The organism is Mucilaginibacter sp. UYP27 (genome assembly GCF_040547175.1).
Classification (GTDB): Bacteria; Bacteroidota; Bacteroidia; order Sphingobacteriales; family Sphingobacteriaceae; genus Mucilaginibacter.
On sequence record NZ_JBEPPE010000008.1, the window covers coordinates 34,776 to 57,735 of the forward strand.

A 22,960-nucleotide genomic window follows, 5' to 3' on the forward strand; every position below is an offset into this window, starting at 1 on the left:
GTAAGATATAGATACCCAGATGCCTTAAATTGTTTCAAAAGATATTCAGTGGAATGTAATAATTGCAAATGACAGGCAATAATATTCAGATACAAAACCAGCGGCTATAATTTAGGCGGAGCGAAATGCAAAACGCTACAGGTAAATAATTTGGTAATTTAGCCTGCCTCCCGAAACAGGCTACGAACAGATCCCGCAGGCGGACTGGTGGACAAAGGTACTATTGCCGACGCTTGTAAAGCACAAAGCATCTTAAGTAACGGCATGGCGAAACGGCCGGCCCGACCATTATTAGGTGCCATACCCGGGCCAGGTAAGTGAGTATGATTTTAAGAAATTCTTTAATGATCCACGAATGATATTTGAAACCAGGTTAGGGGTTTATGGGCGATACATATCTGCGCCATAGTGATCTCTCTGTAAAACTTAATGCTATGCGGTCTGTTCTATAAGCAAATTACAATGGTATGAATACTTATCAGCAAAAATGGTTGGACGTATTAAATGGCGCCGGCCTTAAAGATTGGAAGATAGAAGCAAAAGGAAACGACATTAGCATAGATATGCCCAACGTTTCCGATCTTAAATTGATCCGGGATAATTTGCCCGCCACCCTTGGTGCAATATCACTGGATATAAACTTACCGCACGAGCGCCTGAAATTTATTTTCCATAACGGGTACCAAAACTTTGAATACGTGCTTAACCCTACTGAAACGGATTTGACGAAAGAGTAATTAAATTTTGGCCTTGGTAGCAAATATGGTTACGCAGATACCCATTGCAGCTATGAGGGTGAAGGATGCCCTTAAGGTAGCTAAACCGGCAATAAAACCTATAACCGGCGGGCCAACTAAAAAGCCTGCAAAGCCGATGGTAGATACCGCGGCCAGCGCCACACCTGGCGACATGGTTTTTGATTTACCCGCCGCGCTGTAAACCAGGGGCACAACAGATGATACACCGAAACCAACCAGTAGAAAGCCAAATATAGCAGTGTACATATAAGGGAATGCAACGGCGGTAAGTAAGCCTGTTGCGGTAAGCATCCCGCTTATTTGCAGGGTACGTTTAAGCCCGAAGCGGTGCGCGAATTTATCGGCAACAAAACGGCCGGTTGCCATGGTAAACATAAACGCGGTATACCCTGCACCCATTGATGCGTTTTGAGCCAGTACTACTTTTTTAAAGTAAATTACACTCCAGTCAAACATCGCGCCCTCGCATATCATTGAACAAAAAGCGATGATGCCCAATTTAATGAGCGAATTATCGGGCATTACAAACACCGGCCCGGCGCTGGTTGGCTTGTCGTTTTTAAGGTAGCGCGATGTAAATATTACTACCACCACAACCAACACCATTATCAAGCTAAAGTGTTTAAACGGGATAATCTGTTTGCCTATCATGAACGTGCCTATGGCAGCACCGCTAAACCCGGCCAGGCTCCATAAACCATGGAAAGAAGCAAGAATTGGGCGCTGGTATAATTCTTCGGCGGCTACGGCCTGGGTATTTACAGATATGTTTACCGCGTTGCTGGAGAAACCGAATAGTAATAAACAAGCAATAAGCTGAACCGTGTTTTGCGCGATACCTAAAGAAACGAGTGAAAGGCTATAAACAATAAGCGCGCTTATCAATAATTTGCGGCTACCTATACGGGTGATTACCCAGCCGGAGAATGGGAGCGAACACATTAAACCTACCGGCAGTGCAAACAAAACACCGCCAAGCCAGGCATCGCTTAAATTAAGATCTTGTTGAATGGTTGCTATACGCGATGCCCAACTGGCAAAACAGATGCCCGCCATAAAAAACATGGCACCCACCGCAACACGCAGGGTAGTTCTGGAAAAATTATAAGATGGGGCTACTGCTTCCAAAAGGTAAATATCAAATTGGTGTATTTACTACACTAAGACGCAAAGTTACTATCTTAATCTCAATAAAAAAACCACCACCTTTTAGCAATTGGCTAAGCCCAAAAGTTAATGGGTAACGTTGAACGAGCCGATAACATGCGGATATTTATTGGTTCCATCCGTTAAGTCAAGGCTAAATGTTCCTTGTAAATTGCCCTTGCCGGTAGTCATATTAAGAGTTGATGCCGTTATTTTTATCTTACCAATAGATAGCGTCTCCATATAAAGTGATTCTGTTTGAAAGGCGAACAGATCGTAAGTGCCCACTTGTGAATCTAAAAGCCCGAATGTTATTAATGATGATTGGCTTTCTATAGCAGCAATACTTATTATTCCCTGTATAGCTGTTAAAGCAACATTGGTACTATAGGTTTTAATTGCACCACCCGATGTAAGCTGAATTTGGATTGTGTTGTTGGCGCCAACTGATAGTCCATCACCTGTATTTTCAGTTCCTGTATCTGTGCCAACACCTGTTCCGGTACCAGTACCAGTTCCCGTTCCTGCCCCGGTATCAGTTCCTGTTCCGGTACCAGTACCCGTTCCTGTGTTGGTTTGCCCAACCGTAGAAACGTATGTGTCCGGATAAATAACCGGATCAACGTTGCAGCCGCCAATTGCAAATGCTGAAAGTATAACTATAGATAGTTTAATGTAAAGTTTATTCATATAATGTTTATTGAATCAATTAGGGGATAGATATAAAATATATTCGAGCTGATTAATATACTGCTCCAATTAAATTTTATACTTATACGGCTGATTAGCACATAGGTTAGCTTTAATATGCTTTAACAGCTATTTGCTTAACAATTGCCATCCGGGCCACAGGTTGGGCCTTCAATAACATCAAGTTTTGGTTTGCTCTGCTCATCGTTCCATTCGCCGAAAGCTTTCTCTAATGTCTGGGTAAATACCGGTACAGCCTGCGCGCCGGATACGCCATATTTGTTGTTCATTACAAAAAAGGGCACGCCTTGTATGCCTAAGTATTGTGCTTCGGCAATGTCGTGTTTTACAACGTCGGCATAGGCATCGGTAGCAAGGGTTTGTTTTACGTCGTCGGCAGCAAGGCCAATTGATACACCAAGTTCAGCAAGGGTGTCTACATCGTCCATATTCTTGCCGTCGGTAAAGTAGGCTTTAAACAGGGCTTCTTCGGCAGCATCGCCAAGGTTGTGTTTTTTTGCAAGGTGGGCAAAGCGGTGCGCATTAAAACTATTGGCTACAACAGCATTATCCATGTTATAGGTGAGGCCCACTTCGGCAGCCATCTCGGTAACATGGTTATTCATTTGCTGGGCATATTCAAGTGTCCAACCCTTGGCATCTGCCAGGTATTGGCTAATGTTTACCGATGGGTCGGTAACCATATCAGGGTTAAGCTGAAAGCTTTTCCATTCTACCTCCACCTCATCTTTGTGGGCAAATTGTTGCAGGGCGTTCTCAAAACGGCGTTTGCCAATGTAGCAGAACGGGCACATTACATCACTCCAGATCTCGATCTTCATCATATAAAATTTTCATAAAATTACAGCAATTGATAAATAATCGCGTAAGCATAAAGTCAAAAACAAAAACGCTAATAAAAAGGATAGCGGTTACCCAAATAAAATCGCTTAAAATATCCTGTGGGATATTTAATTATCTTTTATAATTTAGGCTTAATAACCTAAATACTACAACAGGCTTTTTACGGATAAGCATGAACAAAACAACTAAACCATTTGTGTTTTGGGCCGGTATCATACTGCTCTTAATTCCGGGGCTGATACATGCATACCTGCTTATGCATTTCCCCGGCAGCCAGGATATTAATGCCATTACATTTTGCTATTACCTGGAGAAGGTGATACAGCCGCTGCGCATCCTTGGCGCCGTGTTGATACTGGCTTACCTGGGGCTATACCTTATAAAAGATACCACTAAACAAAAAGCTATAAAAGTTGGCGTGCTGGCCCTGTGCCTTGTCAGTTTTTACCTTACCGATAACCTGTACAAGGCAGAGATCATGTTTAAGGAAACGCGCAAGGTTGCCTTTGCCAACGCCATAAAAAGCCGCGTGCCTCACAGTTATTTAGTTATTGGCGTGGTATATAAAGGAGTTGCCAAGGCTTATCCTATTATTTATTTAGGCTATCATCATAAAGTACAGGATAATATTGCCGGCAAGCCGATACTGGTTACTTATTGCACCATGTGCCGCACCGGCCGGGTTTACGATCCGGTTATCAACGGAAAACTGCAAACTTTTAGATTGGTGGGGGCCAGGCATTACAATGCTATTATTGAAGACGATGCTACTAAAACATGGTGGTACCAGTCTACCGGGAAGGCCGCTGTTGGCGAGTTAAGGGGCGCGCAATTGGGCGAAGTGCCTTATGAGCAACTTACCCTTGGTGCATGGCTTAATAAATATCCGGGCTCGCAGATATTGCAGCCTGACGCCATATACACCAACGACTATGCCGACCTGAAAGATTACGACATTAAACAGGCCGTTGATAAAGATACCACGCTTAAGAACAAGGACTCGTTGATGCGTAAAAGCTGGATGATTGGCGTGATTGTACAAGGCCAGCCAAAAGCCTACGACTGGCGCGCCATGGTGCGCAAACGCACTTTAAACGATAAAATAAAAAATACCAGCCTGCTGATAGCTATGGAAAAGGACAGTGTGAACTACCATGCCTGGAACAGTACCGTTAATGGCAAATCCCTGAATTTCCAGGTGAATGCTGACGAGCAACTGACCGATGACGAAACGTCATCTATCTGGGATTGGAAAGGCACTTGTACTTCCGGCTCTTACAAAGGCAGTCATTTAGCAGTTGTACAAGCTTATCAGGAATACTGGCGTTCGTGGAAACAGTTTCACCCTAATACCCTTTTCTGGAAAGAAGAGTGACTGTTTTAGGGTTCTGAACCAGCGACTCTCAGGATTACCAAAAAAACCGTCATTGCGAGGTACGAAGCAATCTCTACATATGCCTATCGGCTCTGTATAGCAAAGCGATTGCTTCGTACCTCGCAATGACGTGTATGTATTAAGACTGCTTACTTAGTATCCCGCTCTACCAGGTCCATCCCGCATTTACTGCAGGTGCCGGGCTTATCTGATGTTATCTCAGGGTGCATGGTGCAGTAGTACTTGCCTTTCGGTTTGGTAGCCTCGGTTGCTTTAGCATCTTTTTGTACAGATGAATTGCAGGCTGTAAAACCTAATAATGCGGTTACAGCTAATATCATAATGTATCTTCTCATAGTTATTTATTTTTAAGGAAAGCGGCAAAACCAAATGCAGAAACCACAAACACACCCATCGCGGCCAGCATGCTTACTATGTCGCGGATGTTTTTGCCGGCCCAGCTCATGCCGAAATACTTGTGTAAAAATATAAAAGAAAAACCCTCGGCACTGTCAATGCCGGCAACTTTGGTAGCCAGCTGCGATGTAGTGGTTTCGATATACCAGTTCTCGCCGTTGGGGTAGGCTATCTTTTGAACAGGCAGGCGTTTATTTATAAAGCCGTACTCGTTATCAAACTGCCGCACCTGTGTGGTTATGCTTTTTCCTTTAACAATTACCGGCGGCTCGCCTGCGCGGTAAAAGCTGCTCAGATAGGTGGCATAAATTGCATCCCCATCTGTTAACTGTTTACCACTTGCCGTATTAAAATAGCTAACGTTCTTTTTAAGATCGCTTACCTGGTAATAGATGCTATCCGTGTATTTAATAAGACCAATGGTTTTGATGCTATCAACAGGTAACTGCAAATTTTGAAAAATCAGGTCTTTGGTGTCGATCACCTGGCTGTACACCTTGCATTGCGGATTGATGTTATCCAATTTTACAATTAAATGGAATGCCCCGCTGATGATAAACGTAAACAGCACGAAAGAAACAATAAGCCCTAACTGCCTGTGGAAGCGGTGAACAAAACGGGTGTCCGGGCGCTTATCTGCCATGCGGTTTTGCTTAATGGCCTTAAATTTCTTCCAAAAGAAACCGTAAATGGTTAGCCCGGTCAGCAATGATAAAAACATGATGCTAACGATCACCAGCAAGACCACTATTCTGAACTGTTCGCCGCCGATAGCCTTCAGGAATTGCCAGGTGTGCAATTGCTCAAAAACGGCCAGCATCACTTTACGGGTATTGTTATTGAATGTGCCCATTCGGCTTTGGGCAGTCTCCACATAAACATCCATGCCGTCGGGCCTGTCGAAGGCTATTTTCCAAACCGGCAGCAGGTGGTTTATGGGTTGGTAATGCGCGTCGAAAGTTTTTTGCAGGGTGATACTTTTTACTTTTGATGTACTATCCTGCGTAAAGTAGCGGGCCAGATAAGTCGCGTATTCTTTGTCGCCATCTTTTAAAAGTTCGCCATTGGTGGCCGAATAATAGTTGGTGACGCTATCCTTCCCCAATACCTGATAGTAGGCCTGTTTATTAAAGCTTATCAAACCGAAATTAGTAAATTGGTTTATCGCATTTTTATCCAGCACCTGCCTGATGGATAGTGTTGGTTTAATAGCCTGCTCTGGTTTATAAACTTCCCTTGCAATGGTAGGCCTAAACCAGTTTGACATGAACGGGTGGGATAAACCGCTCAGCGTCCACATCATAACAGGGATAAGGGCTGTTAAGCTCAGTATCCGATGCGATTTATAAAAGTTTTGTTTTGCTGTTGCCATGTTTAATGTTTTGCAAATGAATAGCTGACGCCCAATGTGTAAACCCTTGGCGGCGCGGCGTTGTAAGTATCGCCGTACTGGTTGCTGGTTACTAGGGTGGCGTACAGCTTGTTGGTTAAGTTAAGCACGTTGAACCAGATGCCCGCGCCCTTCAATGGCCCGCTTTTTACATCAAACCCGGTACGCAAGTTTAAAATATCATATCCCGAGTATGTTTTGGTATTTGCAGGGTTTGTAAAGTATGACGCTATATGCTGCCATTCGCCTGCTATCCTGAAACCGTTGATATAGGCAGGTTTGTAGGTAAGCTCAGAGTTTGCTATCCAACTTGGCGCGTTGCTCATGCGGTTGCCATTGTAAACCGTAACGGTATTTGCGCCGGTGCTAAAATTGGGAGATACCTCGTTGTAATCTACATAGGTATGCCTTGCGTTGGTACCACTAAACCTAAAAGCGATCTGGCTAACAGGCGCATACGAAACCGAGTATTCGATGCCGCGGTGGCGGGTTGCGCCTGCGTTTTGGTTTTGGGTGGTATTATCGGGCAGTAATTGGTTGATGATCTCGTTACGGCCTTCCAAATCGTACAAGGTTACTTCCACATACATTTTCTTATTCAAGGCGGTGAACCAGCCACCTGCTTCGTAATTATTAAATGTTGCCTGTTTTAGCGGGGTTACCTGGCGGGAGCTGTATAGGTCGCCGGTTTCGGGCGGCTGAAAGCCTATACTGTAGTTGGCATACAAGCCTTTGTTGTTGCCAAAGTTGTAGGTTAATCCAAGCTTTGGTGCCACGATGTTAAAATCGTTGGTTTCCTGTTGTTTATATTTGGTGCTGCCTGCGGCGATGCCATTGGTAAAGTTGTAATGGATGCGGTCGTAACGCAAGCCCATCACAATGCGCAGGGGTTCCGCAGGTTTTATTTCATATTGGGCATAAGCCGCGGTATTGAACAACTTGATGCGGTAATTATCGATGTAATTGCCGGTAGGAGTGTAGCCGGTGTAGGTGTTATTGGTTACATCTTTCTGCACATCTAAAAATTTTGCGTAGTAGCTGCTCGGGCTGTTATCGGCATATAAACCTACAATTAGCCTGGAGTGAAGGAAATCGAAATCCTGCCTGTGCTGCGCCAGTAACCCAAAGCTGTGAAAACGCTGATCGTTCTCCTGCCCGTTAGAGCTTAGGTAGTTGCCGGCGTTGTCCCGTACGTCTGATATAAAATAACTTGGCAATTGCGCTGTAGAGTTGTTGCGGTAAAACAGGGTTAAGAAAGTAGCGCTTTGATTGTTCCAGGTATGTTCTAACTTAGTGTTCGCCCTAAAGGCTTTTACCTTGCGATAGGTAAAACGCTGGTTGGCACCATACGAGCGACTATAAAACTTTGCACTATCTAAACTGCCCGGTGTTTGGGTGTTTAGGTAATTATAAGCTACGGACGTTGTTAACCGCGTGGAGGCATCAAAATCATAAGTGGTTTTAAAATTGCCCGAGTATTTGTCAAAGTCGCTGTAATCCTGCCAGCCGTCGCGCAGTTTGGCTACATAACCGCCAACATAAAGGCCAAACTTGCTTGCGGTAAATCCACCGTCGGCATCAACACGGCGGTAATGGTAATTATCGCCCTGGAAAGAAACATTGCCAGCGTAACCAGCAGGCGGCCCCTGCGAAATAAAGTTGATGGCGCCGCCAATTGCATTACTGCCGTAAAGTGACGATGCCGGGCCTTTGATCACCTCAATATCGCGCACGCCGCTCATATTGATCTCGTAAAGCGAGTTATGGTTAAAGATCCCCGTAGGGCGAATAGGCAACCCATCTTCCATGTACAAATACAACGCATTGTAAGTTATAGGCTGGCGAATGGCCATGGTATGCTGCTCGTTTCCCAGATCTACCATGTAAACGCCGGTTACCTTGTTAAGCAACTGGTAAAGCGCGGTAGCCTTGGTATCATGGATCTGAGTAGCGTTTATTTTGCTGATGGCAATGGGCGCATCCTGCCTGGCCTGGCGTTCCCGGCTGGCAGAAACAACCACCTGTTGCAGATCGATGGTTGATGGTTCAAGTGAGATCTCAATAGTGGCAGCACCTATTAACGTGTAAATTTTATCATTAAAGCCTACCATTTTAAAACGCAGGTTTTTGATGTTGTCGTTAGCAATGGTAAAGTTGCCTTTCGCATTAGTGGTGGTAAGCAGTTTAACGTTATCGGCATTGCTTACCATTACGCCCTGCACGGCCTCGTGGGTGCGGGTATCGGTAACGGTGCCTGTTAGGTTTTGGCTAAAACACAAGGCAGGTGCAAAACACAACAGTATATATAGTAGTGTAGATAATTTCATAAAAACGTGTAAGTGTGCCCCGATACCATCGGAACATAAATTAATTACAGCGCATGCAAAAGCATAGCAGGCAATGGCTTTGGGCCGGCACCGTTTACTGTATGAATAAAATGGAGTGTTTTTATGCGAGCCGTGGAGGCTGGAAGATGCTTGCCACTTGTTGCGGCAATTTAATACGGTAGTTGGGAACTTTGGTTACCGATAATAAAACCGAGTAAAACTTAACCTGAGCAGGTTGATTGTAACTGGCCTCCTGGAACAGGTTTTTTTGTGCCTGCCTGTCTTCGGTGTTCTGCTTTTCTTCGGCTTGTTTTACTTTTTTCATGAAGTAACACTTGCCGTTGCAATGCAGCTGGGGTTTATTACGGTTCTCACAAAGTTTCGTCGCGATGTAGTTCCTGTTCAGCTCAAAACCCGCGTAGATAAAAAGACGTGAGAAATTGGCCGATACCATAGAAACAATCAATAGATATGCGGTTAAACGTTGTAACATGCGGCGCAAAGGTAAGCGTTGTTAGTTATTTAACAAGCCCGTTATTTACATTACGCAAAAAAGCCCCGCCAGGTTGGGCGGGGCGTAAAATATTAATAACGAGACTTATTTAACGCGTTTTAGAACAAAATGCAACTGGTCTGCACTGATAGTAAGATTCATAGCAACCGAATCTGCATATACTTTACCCTTGTGCGGTACATCCATGCCGTTAACATTTACGCTGAAGCTAAATTCATCGCCTTTAACTTTACCATCCTCAATATTTACATCGCCTTGTGGTGATTGCGCGGTACCGGTTAATTTTTCGCCTGCAACTTTAAAATCATACGTAACCGGGAAGGTATTACCATCGCTCATGGTTAAATTTCCTGTCCATTTGCCGTTAAGGTCGGCAAAAACTGCTGCTGCCAAGCATATCATAAAGCAACATGATAATAGGGCTGTAGTAAAGATCTTTCTTTTCATATGGGTTAAATTTTATAGTCCTAAATATAACGCTTTTATATAAAATTAATGCTCGCCAAATATTAATTTTGAATAACCAAAAGTTTAAAATAAAAATAGCGGGAGATGCACCACATCGTCCCGCCATCCAAAAAGCAATACCAATAATTATTCAAACTTATCGGCCACTACTTGTATCTTTTTGCCGGGCATCTCTTCGGCTTCAAATGTCAGGGTTACTTTACCTGCTTTGCCCTCAATGGTTATGGTGACGTGTTTATCCTCCCCGTCGCCGGTCATCAAAGACTTCACTACAGTTTTGCCGTCTTTAAAAGGGACTTTCCAATCGCAGGTGCTGGAAGTGATCTTGCCGCTCATCTGGTGGTCGCCTGGTGCAATAGTCAAATCAGTTTTTGTGATGGTGATAACGGTTTGTTCATTGTTGCTTTTTAAAACAGTGCCTGTATCATCCAAATAATCTGTGGAAGTTGAGGTAAGGGTTGCTGTTTTGTCGCATTGTGCAAAGGTTGTGGTACTGCCTGCTATTACAAGGAACAAAGCAAACACAGCGGAGGTTAGGGTTTTCGTTTTCATATTATGTGATATTTATGGTTTATTATTCGAATTTGTCTGCAATCAGCACGATCTTTTTGCCGGGCATTTCTGCCGCCTCAAAGGTTAACGTGACTTTGCCATCTTTACCTTCGATAGTGATGATAGCATGCAACTCACTGCCCCCATCAACCATAACGGTGCTGATTACGGATTTGCCGGTTTTATAGGAGTTGACCCAATTGCATGTATAGGTTTTAACAACGCCTGCCAGTTCAGGTCTACCACCAGTGGTGATGTTAACCTCTTTGTTGTCGAGTGTTACTATTGTTTCCTCATTCTTTGTTTTTTCCACCGCACCTTTGTCATTAAGGTAAGTCGAGGTTGATGCCGTGAAGGTTACTTTTTTGTCGCACTGTGCAAAGGTTGTGGCACTACCTGCTATTATCATTAGCGAGGCAAGTATGGTTGTTTTTAAGTTAAAGATCTTTTTCATTTCACGATATGGATTAAATTTTCATAAAGATATATGCTTTATATAGTATTATGCAATACATAGTACTGTAATAATTGTATTATATTGATAATGAGATACATAATTTTATATTGATTGGAAATTGGAGCGTTATAAGATCAGCTACGGTTGAGTGTAAACTGCCGGGCGGTAGGGGCCATGGAATCAATCCCTAATATTTCCCGGATGGCGCCCGCTTGCCACGCCAATAAGGTTAGAAATGTAAATGGCTATGCAGCATCCCCCGGTGCAGCACAGCCATATATTTTGTAAAGGAGCTTAGTAAGCCGATTTGTGTTTCTTGTTAAAATCAAAGATCCTGGAGATAGTAAACCCAAGGCGGAATTGCCCCTTGCTCCAGCTGGATTGGGTATTATTAAGGGAGTTAAATTCGGAGATTGCTTCTGAGTTAGTAAAATTAATGGTGAATACGTGGCCGCCGGTCTCTATCTCGATCCCTACGCCCAAGCCGTCATAAAACTTAGGATTAACGCTGTTATCCCTAAAGTTGGAGAACGGGTGCACATAATCTAACACCAGGCCCATCCGCTTGCTGAATTTTAAACGGCCCGCTGCAGATATTGCCAAAAACTTCTTTTCGTTACCGAATGTAAACGGGTAAGGCACATTGTTGATGATATACATAGGCGAGACCTGCAGCGATAAAGCTGACGAGAATTTGCGCGCGATAACTGCCTGCGCCAGGTATGAGAAACGGTTTACATAATCATCAAAAACAGGTGTGTTTGAATGGTATGGCTTAAAACCTGTTTTCCCAATTAAAGTAACTGCAACGGGTACGCTGTTGTCCGTTTTTTGATGCAGGATATTATATTTTAAACCCAGCTCTATCAGTTGCTCAAATTTGCTGCGTCCAAAATCAATGTTCAGGTTATCGGTAAGGCCATATTCAAAACCAATGTAAATATCTGATGAATTATCTAAGCCCCAAAAGGTTTTGCCGCCGCCTGCTGCGCCGCCAATATCGCCAAAGCGGTGGATCACCAAAAAGTTAAGCTCTTTCTTTTTAACAGTCTCGGTGGTTTGCGATAGGATGAGCCGCGTAGCTTTAAACGTAGCTATAACGGGTTCGCCTTTCACGGGCACGCTGAGGGTTTTCATCAGGGCATCCGTATTGGTGGCTGCCGTATCTTTTGGTGTTGTGATTTGTGCTCTTGATAAGCCGGCTGCAAATATAAGTGCGATAAATAAGAGGGATCTTTTCATAATTTTATTGTATTAAGGATGTTTTATTTGTAGGGTGTGTAAGCCGCGGTTACTTTTATTTTGACGGTTTCCGCAATGTTTTGGAAAACGAGGGTAGGGATATCTATCTTATGATCTTTACAGGCCACCATAAACTCCGAACTAAGGCTGATGGCACCGCCTGCCACGGTAACTTTGCCTGTGATGGTGCGGGTTTGTTTTACGCCATGTATATCAAAAACGCCGCTTGCGGTTACCGGGTAAGTTCCGTCTTTGGTCAAGTCAGGCTTGTCGGTAAGCTTGCCTTTAAAGGTTGCCTGCGGATACTTATCGCTCTCCATATAATTTTCGTTGAAGTGCTCCTGCATCAGCGACTTATCAAACTTAAACGAGCGGATGGGCACGCTAAAGGCAAGGTCGCCGGTGGTGGTGTTAAACACCGATGTACCCTTATCGCTCCTCGCGTCGATATCCTCGATAGGTGCCCTTGAATAAAGGGTTACCACCGCGGTTTTACAGACATAGATGTCCTGCCCCGCCCGGTTTGTTGCAAACCAGGCGAGTAATATTACTCCGATATATTTCATATTTTTTTAAGGTTTTTGTCCCGTATTAATGTTCCACGTTACCCCTACAGCAACCCCTGCCGATTTTAGATTCACCTGCCCATAGCCGATACCGGTGAGCGGTATTTTAAAGTATGGCTGCACGCCCACCCCAAATTTCGAACTTATCTCGCGCTGATAAGTTGCATTTAGGTTTAGGATGCCCATAATATGTTTATTCTTATTACGTATGTTGTAGCTGGTTGGCCCGGTAGGGGTGCCCCCTGCATAGTTATAGGTATAATTTTCGCGCAGCATAAAGTATGATGATAGCCCTGTGCCCAAGCTAAACTTATTGCGCCCGTTGTTAAATAATTGGTAGCCCAGGTTTATTGGGATATCCAGCACTATACAGCTTGCGGTAACGCTAATCGGGTTGGCGTTAAATTGGTAGGCTGTAGCGTAATTTGCAAAATCGGTCATGTATGGTTTATCGGAATATATTGCCCCGGTGGTGATGCTCCACTTGCGCGATACACCCATAGTTAACAGCAAGCCCGCGTTTGAACCCACCCTGGTATTGGAAAGGCCTTTGGCGCTGTTTACATCCGGCGAGGCCACCAGGCTTAACGAAAAGGTTGGCCTAAATGCATATGCCGCCGGGCCTGAGGCACCTCCAGATTTCGACGATTTTTTATTTTGTTTAATGTCATCCACTACTGAGATCAACGGAGGGCGTTTTTCGGTGATTATGGTATCTTTTTTATTGCCATTTACAGCAAGTACAGCGCTTTTATCGGCGGTGACGGTATCGATATATGTTTTATTATTTGCCATTACAGGCGCGTTTTTATCGGTGATAATTGTATCAACTTTGGCTATGGCGAGTTGGGTTACATTGGTAATAATGGTGTCGTGTGTAGCCGCCGTTGTTACTTTCGCTGCCTTATAGTTAAAACTATTACCGGTAGTATTACGGCCGCCCTGTACAGCAGATAAGGTGAAGAACGACTTACTTTTACGGCTCAATTTATTTGCACTCATCGCACTACTATCATTTGCCGAAAGCGTATTACTTTTGAGATCTGCCAGTTGCTGCACGGGCGGGCCGTATTTACCGGAATCCTTTTTTAAGGCAGGTTGTGCTTTTTTCACAGCCTGCTGTGTGTTTTTATCAGGTTTTGATGTAGGGTTTAAATATAACCAGCCAATTATAAGTACAAGCATGGCCGCGATAGTACCGGCCAGCACCAATAAATTAAATACAAGTCCCCTTGGCTTTTTGCCATCAAGCAGGGCCTCCATAGTGTCCCAATCTTCCTCCCGGTATTGCGCATTGTCGCCGGGCTCGCTTAGGCCGCGGCTAAACAATTTATCAATACTATCTTCTTTTTCCTCTTTCATCGCTTGGTTATGTTGTTTATAAACGATATGGACAGGTTGGGTGTGTTTTGCTGGTTAATAGGTATTATATTATCGTTTGCTTGTTTACTTACTGTGCCCGGCATTTTATTGCTGTTGGCTATCATTATTTTTAATTTCTCTCGTGCCTTATGTAGGTTTGATTTTGAGGTGCCTGTGCTGATGTTCAGCATGTCGCCTATCTCTTCGTGCGTGTAACCTTCAATGGCAAATAAGTTAAATATGGTGCGGTAGGCACGTGGTAGCTGACTTACCATATTCAATAATTCGTTATAATTTAAATTCCTATCGGCGAATTCGGTATCGTTAATATGCTCGGCTTTGTCAAGTTCCTCGGTGTATGCCACCTTCAGGTTCGAACGGTAATAATCAATGGAAGTGTTGACCATAATACGGCCAAGCCATGCCTTAAAAGGCTTGGTTATATCGTACTTCGCTAAATTTTTGAATACTTTATAAAACCCCTGGTTCATGATCTCCGAAGCCTCGTACCGGTTATTGGCGTACCGTAAACAGATGCCTATCGCAAAGCCATAAAAAGCCTTGTACAAGAGCTTTTGACACAGCCTGTCATCTTTTAAACAGCCGTTTACCAGTTGTTGTAATTCTTCTTCGCCCATGCTTTGGGTTTCTGTTTGCCTTAAATTATTACCTTATCTGCATACATCACGAGGGATGTTGCTCAAAGGTTGCCACGGCTTTGAAAAAAATATTGATTGAAGAAAAATAGTGATAATTATCCGTTATAAGATATAGCGATTGCACATTTCAGCGTGGACGCTGAAAACTAAAAAGCCAGGCGTGGGCGCTCGACCGGTAATTTGAAAAGGTAATAAAAATTTTAATTCTCTGGTGTTTGATAATAATAAATAGGCGCGTAAACACCTTCGCTGGTGGTGTAGTAGCCTTTGGCATCGCGCGTAAAAGCAACGGCTTCACCTTGTTTTTCTTGTTTGTAAACCAATTCTTTGGGCGCGGTTTTAAGAACCCGCCAAATAGGTTCGGCGGCTTGGCGCTGCCAGTAGTACACCTTCTCGTAACTTTTCACCAATATCTGTGTACCATCGGCGGATACATCGGCCGCGGTTATCCATTTAAAAGGTTTTATCCCGCTAAAGAACAACCTTCCCCTAAAGGTTAAGGTAAGTGTATCGTTAGCTTTATATTTTAATGGCGACGTATAAATACCTACGCTGTCGCCACGCTTGGTAATGATATACAGTAGTTTCTCAATGGGGTCTATCGCCATAGCTTCTGCATCTTTGGCTCCATCCGGGTATTTTAGGTTTACTGATACAGGTACAGTGTGCGCAAGGCTATCGGTGCCCCATGCTTTGCGTTCTTCGGTGCGGTACACGGTTATGAATTTCCGGTGTGACGCATTATCGCCTATATCGCCAATGTAAACATAGCTTTTGCCTTTAACAGGGCCGGGGCCTACGGCTATATCCTCACAATCGCGCACGCCGAGGCGTTCTTTTTTATCGCCGGTAAAATAAATGGTTGTTTTGAGTTTGCCATCGGCAGTAATGGCGAAGAAACGGCTGGTGTCGCCGCTATCGTTATGTGCGTAATAAATATTGGGGTTAACGGCTGATGCTACAAGCCCCGATGTTTCGTCCATTTCTTTTGAGTACAAATGGCTTTCGGGCAGGTGCTTATTATCTACCAAACGGTGCTTAGCAAATGCCGCGATAAATAGCAGGCACAATACAGGTATAAATATTTTCAGAGCTTTACTTTTAAACATAACTAAGCTTATAAAACAAAAAACGGCCCATATTATTATGGGCCGTTTTATTTATGCTTTTAAATTGACACTACAAGTTTTGCGGCGCCATAGCGGCACCCTCTTTGCCAAAGCTCATCTCGGCATCTGGTTTAGATACATCGGTGATGGCAACTTTACCACGCTCGCGGCGCAATATCCTGTTGAATAAAGAGATCTCCCTGTCAAACAAAAACTGGAAGAATAATTTGGTCCACGAGGTATGGTAGTATAAAGTTTCGTAATATTCTGGCGCGGTTTTCTTTATCTCCGGCAATTTATTCCATGGGATAGAAGGAAAATCGTGATGCTCATTATGGAAACCTACGTTAAACGCTACAGCGTTAAAGTTACCGTAATAGCTGTAGGTTTCTTGCTCGACACTGTGGGTTAAATAATGCTCCTGGATCCAGCGGGCGCCAAGCGGGTGTAAACCTACCGAGAACGAAAAGCTCAATAGCAAAAATGCTAATGCATGCCATCCCATAAAATAATAGATAAGGCCGGTAAATACTGCTTGTATCAACCAGTTGGTCAGTATCCATCCGTCAAACGGGTGGATCTCGCGTAAACGTGATAAGCGAAACAACTGGAAAACCGGGAAAAACAATAACCAAAGTGCTTTACCAAAGAAAGAGTTGCTTATTAAACGCGCTTCCCAACGGTTTGGCAGATCGGCATCAAGCTCATGTACACCCTGGAAAGAGTGGTGTTTGATGTGATATTTTTCGAACGATATAGCGCTTGGCAGTATTTGCGGCAAGTTTGCAAACATAGATGCCCAACGGTTTGCATTGCGATTTTTAAATAATAATTGGTGTGTGCATTCGTGAATCATCACAAACAGGGCGTGGTCTGCAAATGCGCCTAACAGGTAAGCGGCACCAAAAACCAACCACCATGATTGGTCGCGAAGGAACCACGCCAATACAACCTGGAATGCTACCAGGCCAATGATGGCCCAAATGGTTTTTGGGTTCTTCCCTATTAAATTCCTTAGCTGCGGAAACTGCTTCAGTATCTTTTTTGTACGTATGCGATGTGGTTCCGATTCCTGGGAATAAACAAAATCAGTTTTCTTCATATTGGGGTTAAAACGATAAAGATAAGAATAACGTGTTATAAAAATGATTTCCTTATAAAAAATCATCACATTTAAGGTGAAAACGCTATTCGATATTAATCGAAAAGAAATTATTTTCCTTTAAAATTGCACGTGATAAATCAAGTCGATAATTATTAATCTGTAAAAACATAAAATTATGTGGTGGATCTATGCTTTACTTTCGGCGCTATTTGCAGCCCTCACGGCAATATTTGCAAAAATTGGTATAAAAGGAGTTGATACCGATCTTGCCACGGCTATCCGTACGGTAGTGATCTTGCTGATTGCATGGGCAATAGTGCTGTACAAGGGCACACAGCATGGCATTAATGGCTTGACAAAATTGAACTGGACCTTCCTGGTGCTATCCGGCTGCGCTACCGGGTTATCATGGATCTTTTATTTTAAGGCGTTACAGTTAGGTAAGGTATCGCAAGTGGCGCCGGTAGATAAGTTGAGCGTTGCTTTGGCTATAATTTTATCGGTTGTGTTTTTAGGCGAGCCGCTTACTTTAAAAACGGGGATTGGCGCGTTGCTAATCATCGGCGGTACAATGGTGCTTATATTTTAAGTAGATATGGTGTATGTAACAATTACGAAACGTACCTAAAAATTCAGTTTTAATCCAAAGTTTCTTGACAGTTTTGCACCTCGAAATAAAGAGGTTATATGCGTACGTTTTTTGTTCTTGTTTTTCTATTTGTTACTACCTTAGATATAAATGCCCAAAATAATGGCGGCGGCAAAGGTAAGATTACCGGTAAAGTTACTGATGCTGTTAGTAAGCAGCCTGTAGATTATGCTACAGTATCCCTATTTAAACAAGGAAGTACAAGCCCGTTCAACGGCTTAAGTACCGACCCCAAGGGCGGCTTTAACTTGAATAACATCCCCGCTGGCGACTACCGCCTCACCATAGATTTTTTAGGTTATAAAAAACATACTGTTGAACATGTTATAGTTGTTGATGGCGGTACAATGGCTCTTGGCAATGTATTATTAGAGCCTGTACAAAACCAACTCAAGGGGGTTAACATCGTAGCCAAGGCACCCATTATTGAGAACCGGATTGATAAAATGGTTTACAATGCCCAAAATGATTTGACCGCCCAAAGTGGTGCCGCTATAGATGTATTGAAAAAAGTGCCGCAGGTTACTGTTGATATTGATGGTAATGTGGAATTACAAGGCAACGCTAATATCCGTTTCCTGATCAATGGTAAGCCAAGCAGTATTTTTGGTGCCAGCCTTGCCGATGCGCTGCAAGCCATCCCCGGTAGCCAAATAAAAAGCATTGAGGTAATAACCAGCCCCGGTGCAAAATATGATGCGGCCGGTACCGGCGGTATCATCAACATTATATTAAAGGATAGCAAGATACAGGGCATAAACGGAAGCATAAACCTTACCGCGGGTACACGCCAGGAGAATGGCTCATTTAACTTAAATGCCCGTAAAGGTAACTTTGGGGTTAATGCTTTTTTTAGCGGCAACGCACAGTTAAATACCACGGTTTTAACAACCAATAACCGTTCGTCAACAGATAGCATTGGTAACATAACACGCCTTTTTCAAAATGGTGGTTCAGATTCTAAACGGAGCGGTTACCAAAGCGGGCTAAGTTTTAATTGGGATATTACCCCTAAAGATGTGTTAACAGCAGCCATAGGCTTTGATCATTTTGGGAACCATAATAATGGGCTTACCAACCAACAGGAGAGTGTAACGGCCGCTACCGACAATATTATTTCGAATTTGTTAAGTTTACGTAATTCGGATAGTAAGTTTACTGCCTACTCTACCGATTACAGCCTTGCCTATAAAAAGAACTTTAAGAAAGAAGGTCAGTCGCTTGAGGCGTTATTTACCAGCAGTTACAGTAAAAACACGGCCAATTATTTCCAAACGCAGGATTACCTGAATGACCCGAGGGAAACCACAGGCATCCGTGGGAACAACCCCGGCAATGACAGGGAAACCAATATTTCTATAGACTATACTCACCCGGTTACTAAAACCTTCAATATAGAAGGTGGCGTAAAGGCAGTTATAGAAGACCTGAAGAACACCACCATTACCGATACGCTACGTAGTGGCAATTACGTAAACAATGCCGACCAAACCTACGGCTTTGACTATAAGCGCAATATTTACGCGGGCTATGTATCGGTATCAACATCGCTTTTCAAAAACTTTTTGGATGTTAAAGCAGGGTTACGCAGCGAATACACCAATACAAAATCAAACTTAGCCGGCGTGGTGATACCGGGTTACAACACCTTTGCACCATCGGCGGTAATATCACACAAACTAACGCCAACGCAAAGTATTAAATTAAGCTATTCGTACCGTATAGAGCGCCCGGATTACGGCGAGATAAACCCGTTTTATAACATCAGCGACCCAAAAAATATCAGCACTGGTAACCCTAACTTAAAGCCCGAGAAAAGCAATAGTTTTGAGTTGGGTTACAACAAGTCGTTTGATAGCGGCGCCAATATTTACATCGGGAGCTTTTACCGCCACAATACCGACGATATCCAGCAGTTTACCACCCGTTACGATCTGCTCACCATTAACGGTAAAGATTACACCAACGTATTGCTAAACCAGCGCGCCAACCTGGGCACACAGGCAACCTTAGGCGGTAATATATTTGCATCGGTACCTGTTACTAAAAAGCTTAACCTGCGTACCAATATATTCCTGGCACAGCGCAACAACAAGGCACCGGGTATCGATTCTGTCAAAGCCTTCCAATACCGTATGAATCTTAATGCCAGTTACCAATTTGGCGGCAACTTTATGGCCGAGGCATTTGGTAATTACAACTCATCATCGCGCACGTTGCAGGGCACAAGGCCGCATTTCTTTTTTTACACCATGGCGGTGCGCAAGCAGTTTTGGGATAAAAAGGCGAGTATTGGTTTAGTTGCCAATAACGCCTTTAGCCAATACATTAACCAGGAATCTACAACCAAAGGGCCGGGCTTTAATCAGACCAGCATCAGGCAACTGCCATTCCGTTCGTTTGGTTTAACGCTGAGTTATAAATTTGGTAAACTGGAGTTCTCTAAGGACAAGGATAAAGAAGGCCGTGACGAGGGTGGGAATAATATGCCAAGCGAGCCAGCCGGCAGGTAATTTTAAAAACAATTAGGCGTTTAATAGTATTACTATAATGATATCTAAAAGCAATATCGTTATGAATACTGCTGACAAACACTATAAATGCATAAACAGTAAGACTGGGTATGTTATTTTCTATTCGTCGTTAAGCGCCAAACTAAGCCCCGAAGAAGTTAAGGCCGAATTGGATAAAGTAAAAGCGCAGGTTGCCATCAAAAATGGCATCTATGAGGGTACGCTTTACTGGGAAGAGATAAAGGAAGAATAAGCCAGGTAATTTTCAGTCCTGTATATCCGTACGCAAAAAAAACTATTTGGAGTATTCGTCTGAATATCAGTATATTTATATGCCAATTATAACCGGACCAACCATCCGCAATTTATCGCGTATAAATATCTCACACCATGAAAAAGTTTTTCTTAATGTTGTTTGCCGCAAGCTGTGTAAATGCGGCTGTACAGGCACAGGTATCGCCTGTAAAAAACGAGGGCACTTTGAAAGATGTTGTAGGCAGGCTGCAATCGTTATCAATAGACAATATCATAGAGAAAGCATATCTCCACTTCGATAAACCTTACTACAACCCCGGGGATATCATATACTTTAAAGCCTACGTAACCGCAGGCGAACAGCACGAACTATCAAAAATAAGCGGCGTTTTGCATGTGGATCTGGTGAGCAAGAACGACTCGGTAATGCAATCGCTTATTTTGCAAATGAAAAACGGATTGGCCTGGGGCGATTTTTCGTTGCCTAATTATCTTTCAAAAGGAAATTATAAAGTAAGGGCTTACACCCAATGGATGCAAAACGCAGGTAACGTTTATGTGTTTAACAAAACCATAGCTGTGAATGGCAAAAGCTTAGCGCAGTTATACCCGGCAAAAGCAGCGAATAACAAAGCCGATGTACAGTTTTTCCCCGAAGGAGGTACATTTATAACCGCAGTGCCTTGCCGTATTGCGTTTAAAGCAGTTGGCAGTAATGGATTGGGCGCTTATGTAAAAGGTATAGTGGTTGATAGCGATAATAAAGAAGTTGCAAAATTTACGTCGGCGCATTTGGGGATGGGGCAATTTTATATCACGGCCGATGCAGGCAAAACCTACAAGGCAAAAGTAACCTATCCGGATGGGTCGGTAAATACGGTTTCGCTCCCGGTGCCCGAAACAAAAGGCATGTCGCTTACGGTTAACAATAGCGATGCTGCTAAATTATCCATCGATATCAATGCCAACAAAACGTATTACCTGGAGAATAAGGATAAAGAGGTGAATGTAGTGATCTATTCGGCTGGCGTTGTTAAAACGGTTAAAACGACGTTAGATAATCAGGGAATAGGATTTGACGTGCCTAAAAAAGAACTAAAAAGCGGCATAGCCCAAATCACCCTTTTCTCGCAAAGCGGGATGCCATTGTGCGAACGTTTAGTGTTTATTCAGAACGATGATGGCGTTAATTTTACGATAAATAGTGATAAGGCGACCTATGTAAATCATGATAAGACTACTATTACGCTTAACGCAAAAAATGCAGATAAAGCATCTATGGGTAATTTCTCGGTTGCGGTGATCGATGAAAGTAAACTACAAAGCAATGAGGATACCGAGGGTTCTATTCTATCTGATCTATTGCTAACCTCGGAGTTGCGCGGATATGTTGAACAGCCCGGCTATTATTTTAACAATGTTACTTCCGACACGCGCAATAACCTCGATATTTTGATGCTTACCCAAGGTTACCGCCGCGTACAATGGAAAGAGCTGCTTAACGGGCCGCAAGCCCCAATGGCATATAAGCCAGAATTTGGCATACCAATAAGCGGATTAATGGTAAATAAATCGGGAAAACCAGTGCCAAACGAAAGAATAACCTTGATGTTATCGGCCACCGGGCAAAGTATGACCACTACTACAGATACTGACGGTAAATTTACCTTTCCCGATTTGAAGTATGCAGACAGGTCGCAATTCTTGTTAAATATCGATAACAAATCGCTTCGTGATAAAGCCAAACTAATATTAGATAATAATAATATTGCAGCTGTACTACCTGCTTACAGCCAAACGGCAGAGAAGGTAATTGATAACTTGCCGGAATACACCGGTGTGGTGACCGGGCAACCGGGCAAAACACGCGAATTAAAACCGGTATTTGTGACAGGTAAGACGAGCAATTACCGTACATTGAGCCTTGCAGGTGCGGGTAATGCCGACCAGGTTATTTTTGGTAAAGACGTTAAAAATTTCGCAACGTTATCACAAGGTCTGAGCGGGGTTGCCCGTAATATTGATTTTAATAACGGGAAAGCTTATCTTAAAACTTCACTTACTGTGGCAAACGGGGCAACCATAAGCGAACCTATGTTAATAGTTGTTGATGGTGCTATAACATCGGGCGGGATAGATGTTGTTCAACCATCTGATGTTGCTTCCATAGAGATATTGAAAGGGGCAAATGCCGTAGTTTATGGTATGGGCGCCGGTAGCGGGGTTATGGTAATCAATACAAAACAAGGTGGGGAACCGGCAGAAATAAGCAAGGAAATGTCGCCGGGTATATTTACATTATCGCCCAAAGGCTTTTATATAGCGCGCGAGTTTTATTCGCCGGTGTATGATGTAACTAAGAAATACCCTGCCGAAAACCGTAGCACCATTTACTGGAAACCATACCTGGTTACAGATGCTGCCGGCAATGCGTCCTTTAATTATTTTAATGATGGCCCTGGCCAATATCGCGTAATAGTTGAAGGAATCGATAATATGGGCAATATAGGCAGGGCCGTTTATAAATATAACGTGCAATAAC

The 22,960-nt window shown here is 43.4% G+C and carries 22 protein-coding genes; 6 read left to right on the top strand and 16 right to left on the bottom strand.

From position 1 onward, the window contains the following. Window positions 1-467: 467 nt before the first annotated feature. A complete protein-coding gene (locus ABIB39_RS19120) occupies window positions 468-737 on the top strand; it encodes a hypothetical protein (protein WP_354431788.1) in 270 nt (89 codons plus the stop codon). Here ABIB39_RS19120 and ABIB39_RS19125 read toward each other — a convergent pair whose 3' ends face one another. The 3 genes from ABIB39_RS19125 to ABIB39_RS19135 all read right to left on the bottom strand — a co-directional run bounded on the left by ABIB39_RS19125 (window position 738) and on the right by ABIB39_RS19135 (window position 3,439). Next, the gene (locus ABIB39_RS19125; RefSeq protein WP_354431789.1) at window positions 738-1,886 is read right to left on the bottom strand and encodes an MFS transporter; all 1,149 of its coding nucleotides are present in this window, start codon (window positions 1,884-1,886) and stop codon (window positions 738-740) included. It abuts the gene before it with no gap. A gap of 105 nt (window positions 1,887-1,991) precedes the next feature. Continuing rightward, a complete protein-coding gene (locus ABIB39_RS19130; RefSeq protein WP_354431790.1) occupies window positions 1,992-2,594 on the bottom strand; it encodes a hypothetical protein in 603 nt (200 codons plus the stop codon). A gap of 137 nt (window positions 2,595-2,731) precedes the next feature. Beyond that, window positions 2,732-3,439 carry a DsbA family oxidoreductase gene (locus ABIB39_RS19135; RefSeq protein ID WP_354431792.1) on the bottom strand — a complete coding sequence of 236 codons (708 nt, stop codon included), beginning with the start codon at window positions 3,437-3,439 and terminating at the stop codon, window positions 2,732-2,734. Window positions 3,440-3,630: 191 nt separating this feature from the next. On the opposite strand from ABIB39_RS19135, the gene ABIB39_RS19140 reads away from it, so the two are divergent. Continuing rightward, window positions 3,631-4,833, top strand: a complete 1,203-nt coding sequence (locus ABIB39_RS19140) for a DUF3179 domain-containing (seleno)protein (RefSeq protein ID WP_354431793.1) — start codon at window positions 3,631-3,633, stop codon at window positions 4,831-4,833. Between the two features lie 149 nt (window positions 4,834-4,982). Here ABIB39_RS19140 and ABIB39_RS19145 read toward each other — a convergent pair whose 3' ends face one another. The 13 genes from ABIB39_RS19145 to ABIB39_RS19205 form a co-directional block, all read right to left on the bottom strand. Further along, on the bottom strand, window positions 4,983-5,189 hold the full coding sequence (locus tag ABIB39_RS19145; RefSeq protein ID WP_354431794.1) for a heavy metal-binding domain-containing protein: 207 nt from the start codon (window positions 5,187-5,189) through the stop codon (window positions 4,983-4,985). Between the two features lie 2 nt (window positions 5,190-5,191). Then, a complete protein-coding gene (locus ABIB39_RS19150) occupies window positions 5,192-6,622 on the bottom strand; it encodes a PepSY domain-containing protein (protein WP_354431795.1) in 1,431 nt (476 codons plus the stop codon). 2 nt (window positions 6,623-6,624) lie between these two features. After that, window positions 6,625-8,967, bottom strand: coding sequence for a TonB-dependent receptor (locus tag ABIB39_RS19155; protein ID WP_354431796.1), 2,343 nt, complete (start codon window positions 8,965-8,967; stop codon window positions 6,625-6,627). A gap of 121 nt (window positions 8,968-9,088) precedes the next feature. Further along, window positions 9,089-9,460, bottom strand: coding sequence for a hypothetical protein (locus ABIB39_RS19160; protein WP_354431797.1), 372 nt, complete (start codon window positions 9,458-9,460; stop codon window positions 9,089-9,091). A gap of 105 nt (window positions 9,461-9,565) precedes the next feature. Beyond that, on the bottom strand, window positions 9,566-9,928 hold the full coding sequence (locus ABIB39_RS19165) for a hypothetical protein (protein WP_354431798.1): 363 nt from the start codon (window positions 9,926-9,928) through the stop codon (window positions 9,566-9,568). A 147-nt stretch (window positions 9,929-10,075) separates the two neighbouring features. Beyond that, on the bottom strand, window positions 10,076-10,501 hold the full coding sequence (locus ABIB39_RS19170) for a hypothetical protein (RefSeq protein WP_354431799.1): 426 nt from the start codon (window positions 10,499-10,501) through the stop codon (window positions 10,076-10,078). A gap of 22 nt (window positions 10,502-10,523) precedes the next feature. Continuing rightward, a complete protein-coding gene (locus tag ABIB39_RS19175; RefSeq protein ID WP_354431800.1) occupies window positions 10,524-10,955 on the bottom strand; it encodes a hypothetical protein in 432 nt (143 codons plus the stop codon). Window positions 10,956-11,252: 297 nt separating this feature from the next. Continuing rightward, entirely contained in the window at window positions 11,253-12,200 is a 948-nt protein-coding gene (locus tag ABIB39_RS19180) for a DUF5777 family beta-barrel protein (RefSeq protein ID WP_354431801.1), read from the bottom strand. Between the two features lie 23 nt (window positions 12,201-12,223). Further along, window positions 12,224-12,766, bottom strand: coding sequence for a YceI family protein (locus ABIB39_RS19185; RefSeq protein WP_354431802.1), 543 nt, complete (start codon window positions 12,764-12,766; stop codon window positions 12,224-12,226). A gap of 6 nt (window positions 12,767-12,772) precedes the next feature. Then, window positions 12,773-14,128: an outer membrane beta-barrel protein gene (locus ABIB39_RS19190; RefSeq protein ID WP_354431803.1), complete on the bottom strand. Its 1,356-nt coding sequence runs from the start codon at window positions 14,126-14,128 to the stop codon at window positions 12,773-12,775. Continuing rightward, window positions 14,125-14,766: an RNA polymerase sigma factor gene (locus ABIB39_RS19195; RefSeq protein ID WP_354431804.1), complete on the bottom strand. Its 642-nt coding sequence runs from the start codon at window positions 14,764-14,766 to the stop codon at window positions 14,125-14,127. The genes ABIB39_RS19190 and ABIB39_RS19195 overlap by 4 nt, the downstream gene beginning before the upstream one ends. Window positions 14,767-14,987: 221 nt before the next feature. Beyond that, entirely contained in the window at window positions 14,988-15,896 is a 909-nt protein-coding gene (locus ABIB39_RS19200) for a hypothetical protein (RefSeq protein ID WP_354431805.1), read from the bottom strand. 70 nt (window positions 15,897-15,966) lie between these two features. Further along, on the bottom strand, window positions 15,967-16,998 hold the full coding sequence (locus ABIB39_RS19205) for a fatty acid desaturase (protein ID WP_354431806.1): 1,032 nt from the start codon (window positions 16,996-16,998) through the stop codon (window positions 15,967-15,969). A 178-nt stretch (window positions 16,999-17,176) separates the two neighbouring features. Between ABIB39_RS19205 and ABIB39_RS19210 the strand changes: the two genes are divergently transcribed. From ABIB39_RS19210 to ABIB39_RS19225, 4 genes are all read left to right on the top strand, one after another. Beyond that, window positions 17,177-17,590: an EamA family transporter gene (locus tag ABIB39_RS19210; protein ID WP_354431807.1), complete on the top strand. Its 414-nt coding sequence runs from the start codon at window positions 17,177-17,179 to the stop codon at window positions 17,588-17,590. A 98-nt stretch (window positions 17,591-17,688) separates the two neighbouring features. Next, a complete protein-coding gene (locus tag ABIB39_RS19215; protein ID WP_354431808.1) occupies window positions 17,689-20,163 on the top strand; it encodes a TonB-dependent receptor domain-containing protein in 2,475 nt (824 codons plus the stop codon). A gap of 61 nt (window positions 20,164-20,224) precedes the next feature. Then, window positions 20,225-20,416 carry a hypothetical protein gene (locus ABIB39_RS19220; protein ID WP_354431809.1) on the top strand — a complete coding sequence of 64 codons (192 nt, stop codon included), beginning with the start codon at window positions 20,225-20,227 and terminating at the stop codon, window positions 20,414-20,416. Between the two features lie 137 nt (window positions 20,417-20,553). Next, complete coding sequence (locus ABIB39_RS19225) at window positions 20,554-22,959, top strand: TonB-dependent receptor plug domain-containing protein (protein WP_354431810.1); 2,406 nt, start codon at window positions 20,554-20,556, stop codon at window positions 22,957-22,959. The last annotated feature ends 1 nt before the right edge of the window (window position 22,960 follow it).

Bases quoted from the DNA above. Each gene is read 5' to 3' on its own strand.
- ABIB39_RS19120 (WP_354431788.1), top strand. From the start codon at position 468: ATGAATACTTATCAGCAAAAATGGTTGGACGTATTAAATGGCGCCGGC.
- ABIB39_RS19130 (WP_354431790.1), bottom strand. From the start codon at position 2,594: ATGAATAAACTTTACATTAAACTATCTATAGTTATACTTTCAGCATTT.
- ABIB39_RS19135 (WP_354431792.1), bottom strand. From the start codon at position 3,439: ATGATGAAGATCGAGATCTGGAGTGATGTAATGTGCCCGTTCTGCTAC.
- ABIB39_RS19140 (WP_354431793.1), top strand. From the start codon at position 3,631: ATGAACAAAACAACTAAACCATTTGTGTTTTGGGCCGGTATCATACTG.
- ABIB39_RS19145 (WP_354431794.1), bottom strand. From the start codon at position 5,189: ATGAGAAGATACATTATGATATTAGCTGTAACCGCATTATTAGGTTTT.
- ABIB39_RS19150 (WP_354431795.1), bottom strand. From the start codon at position 6,622: ATGGCAACAGCAAAACAAAACTTTTATAAATCGCATCGGATACTGAGC.
- ABIB39_RS19155 (WP_354431796.1), bottom strand. From the start codon at position 8,967: ATGAAATTATCTACACTACTATATATACTGTTGTGTTTTGCACCTGCC.
- ABIB39_RS19160 (WP_354431797.1), bottom strand. From the start codon at position 9,460: ATGTTACAACGTTTAACCGCATATCTATTGATTGTTTCTATGGTATCG.
- ABIB39_RS19165 (WP_354431798.1), bottom strand. From the start codon at position 9,928: ATGAAAAGAAAGATCTTTACTACAGCCCTATTATCATGTTGCTTTATG.
- ABIB39_RS19170 (WP_354431799.1), bottom strand. From the start codon at position 10,501: ATGAAAACGAAAACCCTAACCTCCGCTGTGTTTGCTTTGTTCCTTGTA.
- ABIB39_RS19175 (WP_354431800.1), bottom strand. From the start codon at position 10,955: ATGAAAAAGATCTTTAACTTAAAAACAACCATACTTGCCTCGCTAATG.
- ABIB39_RS19180 (WP_354431801.1), bottom strand. From the start codon at position 12,200: ATGAAAAGATCCCTCTTATTTATCGCACTTATATTTGCAGCCGGCTTA.
- ABIB39_RS19185 (WP_354431802.1), bottom strand. From the start codon at position 12,766: ATGAAATATATCGGAGTAATATTACTCGCCTGGTTTGCAACAAACCGG.
- ABIB39_RS19190 (WP_354431803.1), bottom strand. From the start codon at position 14,128: ATGAAAGAGGAAAAAGAAGATAGTATTGATAAATTGTTTAGCCGCGGC.
- ABIB39_RS19195 (WP_354431804.1), bottom strand. From the start codon at position 14,766: ATGGGCGAAGAAGAATTACAACAACTGGTAAACGGCTGTTTAAAAGAT.
- ABIB39_RS19200 (WP_354431805.1), bottom strand. From the start codon at position 15,896: ATGTTTAAAAGTAAAGCTCTGAAAATATTTATACCTGTATTGTGCCTG.
- ABIB39_RS19205 (WP_354431806.1), bottom strand. From the start codon at position 16,998: ATGAAGAAAACTGATTTTGTTTATTCCCAGGAATCGGAACCACATCGC.
- ABIB39_RS19210 (WP_354431807.1), top strand. From the start codon at position 17,177: ATGTGGTGGATCTATGCTTTACTTTCGGCGCTATTTGCAGCCCTCACG.
- ABIB39_RS19215 (WP_354431808.1), top strand. From the start codon at position 17,689: ATGCGTACGTTTTTTGTTCTTGTTTTTCTATTTGTTACTACCTTAGAT.
- ABIB39_RS19220 (WP_354431809.1), top strand. From the start codon at position 20,225: ATGAATACTGCTGACAAACACTATAAATGCATAAACAGTAAGACTGGG.
- ABIB39_RS19225 (WP_354431810.1), top strand. From the start codon at position 20,554: ATGAAAAAGTTTTTCTTAATGTTGTTTGCCGCAAGCTGTGTAAATGCG.